The organism is Sphaerospermopsis sp. LEGE 08334 (assembly GCF_015207205.1).
Classification (GTDB): Bacteria; Cyanobacteriota; Cyanobacteriia; order Cyanobacteriales; family Nostocaceae; genus Sphaerospermopsis.
In genome coordinates, this window is record NZ_JADEXH010000099.1 from 1 (window position 1) to 3121 (window position 3121).

General features: G+C 40.4%; 1 protein-coding gene. It reads left to right on the forward strand.

The genetic code is table 11. The features are described from left to right. The coding region (locus tag IQ237_RS25860; protein WP_194060102.1) for a non-ribosomal peptide synthetase at positions 1–3121 on the forward strand (3121 nt) is incomplete at both ends.

The following is a 3121-nucleotide window of genomic DNA, read 5'->3' on the forward strand; positions in this document are numbered from 1 at the left end:
TGTTAGAAGATGCTCAAGTTAAGGTATTGCTAACACAAAAACATTTAATTGAGAGATTGGATGAATATCAAATACATCAGGTTTGTTTAGATGAAATCTGGGAAAAAATCGCCCAAAACAATCAAAACAACCCTAGCAGTGATGTTGTAGCCAATGATTTAGCCTACATAATTTACACCTCCGGTTCAACAGGAAAACCCAAAGGAGTAACAATAGAGCATCGCGCCATAGTCAACCTAAGTTTAACCTGGGGACAAACATTCCAAGTGCAAAACCAGAGTCGTTTGTTGCAATTTGGTTCTTTTAGCTTTGACCTATCCGTAGGAGAAATTACCACAGCCCTAGTCACAGGAGCATCCTTGTACCTAGGAAATAAAGTCACCCTATTGCCAAGTCAAAGCCTAGTAGACTTCTTAACAGTCAACAAAATTACCCATAGCTTCCTATCACCCTCAGCCCTATCTGTACTACCCAAAGCAAAACTACCAGATTTGCAATGTATCACAGTAGGAGGAGAAGCTTGTACAACAGAATTAGTCAACCAGTGGGGAACACAAAGAAAAATCTACAACTGCTACGGACCAACAGAATCAACAGTCACCGCCACCATCTTCCATTGTCAACCCAACAGCAACAAAACACCCATAGGCAAACCAATATCCAATCTTCGCACCTACATCCTAGATAGAAACAATCAACTACTACCACCAGGGATACCAGGAGAATTGTGTATAGCTGGAGTTGGTTTAGCTAGAGGATATTTAAATCGTCCCGAAGCGACTGCGGAAAAATTTATAGAAATAGATATATGCGGTCAAATTGAGCGAATTTACAAAACAGGAGACCTAGCCCGTTACCTAGCAGATGGGAACATAGAATACTTAGGACGCATAGACAACCAAGTAAAAATCAGAGGATTCCGCATCGAGTTAGGAGAAATAGAAACCGTACTCAATCAACATCCTGATATCCAGACATCCTGTGTCATCGCCCGTGAAGATAATCCTGGTGACAAACGTCTAGTAGCCTACATCGTAGCAAATCAAAACTCGACACCCATAGTCCAAGAATTGCGTAACTTCCTCAAAACCAAGTTACCAGAATACATGATACCGGGTGCATTTGTAATTTTAGAGTCCTTACCCCTAACAGCTAACGGCAAAATAGACCGCCGTGCATTACCCGCACCCGACTTAGAAACCACACTGCTAGAAAAATATGTTGCTCCACGCAACCCAATTGAAGAACTGTTAACACAAACCTGGTTACAAGTGCTAAAAGTTGAGCAAATAGGTATTGATGACAACTTCTTTGAACTGGGAGGACATTCTTTATTAGCAACACAATTAGTTTCACGTATCCGCAACATCTTCCAAGTGGAACTACCATTAAATAAATTATTTGCCGCCCCCACAGTCAGAGAATTAGCCAGTATTATTACTCAATTACAACAAGACAACTTAGAACTGTCAACACCACTTCTGTTACCCAGAGAAAAAGATGCAGACTTACCAATGTCCTTTGCCCAACAGCGTTTGTGGTTCTTAGACCAATTTGAGCCTAACAGTGTGGTATACAACATACCCACAGCTTTACATTTGCGAGGAAAGTTGCACTCTTACGCATTAGAGCAAAGTTTACAAACAATTATTCATCGTCACGAAGCCTTACGGACTAATTTCACCACCATTAATGGACAACCAACTCAAGTTATCAGGGAACAGCTAACAGGAAGCAGGGAGCAGGGAGCAGGGAGCAGGGAGCAAGAAATAGAAAATAGCGAATATGGAATAGTATCAATTGTTGACTTACAGCACTTAGGCACAACAGAACAAGAAATAGCTGTAGAACAATTAACGCAACAACAAATGATGAAACCATTTGATTTGAAAACAGAAGCGTTAATTAGAGTGCAGTTAATATTACTAAATGAAACAGAGCAAGTATTGTTAGTGTGTATGCACCACATTGTTTCCGACGGTTGGTCAATGGGTGTGTTTTTCCAAGAACTCACACAAGCTTATAATGCTTATTCTCAAAATCAACCTTCTCTGCGAGACGCTACGCGAACACCATTATCACCCCTACCAATTCAGTACCCTGATTTTGCAATTTGGCAAAGACAATGGTTACAAGGGGATGTATTACAAAATCAATTAACATACTGGCAAGAACAACTAAAAGACGCACCAACCTTATTATCATTACCCACAGACCGCCCCAGACCTGCTGTACAGACCTTTGTAGGGGAACATTACAAATTTGCTTTACCACTAGAGTTAAGCCAAAAACTGACAGAACTGAGTCAGGAAAAAGGTTGTACCCTATTTATGACCTTGTTAGCAGCTTATGACACCTTGCTTTATCGCTATACAGGACAATCAGATATTTTAGTAGGTTCACCCATTGCTAACCGAGATAGGGCTGAGATAGAAGGGCTAATTGGCTTTTTTGTCAATACTTTGGTGATGCGTAGTAATTTGGCAGGTAATCCCAGTTTTAGTGAATTGCTGACTCGTGTGCGGGAAATGGCTTTAGGTGCTTATGCTCATCAGCATTTGCCCTTTGAAATGCTAGTGGAAGCATTGCAACCAGAACGCAACCTGAGTCACTCACCACTGTTCCAGGTGATGTTTGTACTGCAAAATACACCGATATCTACAGTAGAATTAAGTGGGTTGAGTGTAAATTTACTGGAAGTTAAGAGTCAAATAGCTAAATTTGATTTGACATTAGCAATGGAAGAAACTGCTAGTGGATTAGTAGGTGTGTGGGAATACAACAGCGACTTATTTGATAGTAAGACAATTGAGCGGATGGCAGGACATTTTATCACCCTACTGGAATCCATAGCAGCCAATCCCCAGGAGACTATTACCCAATTACCATTACTAACTGAGTCAGAAAAACACCAGCTATTAATAGAATGGAATGATACTGAAGTTGAGTATCCTGTTGATAAATGTATCCATCAATTATTTGAAGAACAGGTAGAGAAAACACCCGATGCTGTAGCTGTGGTGTTTGAAAATGAACAACTCACCTATCAACAATTGAATAATCGAGCGAATCAATTAGCACATTACTTGCAATCCTTAGGAGTCAAACCAGAGACATTAGT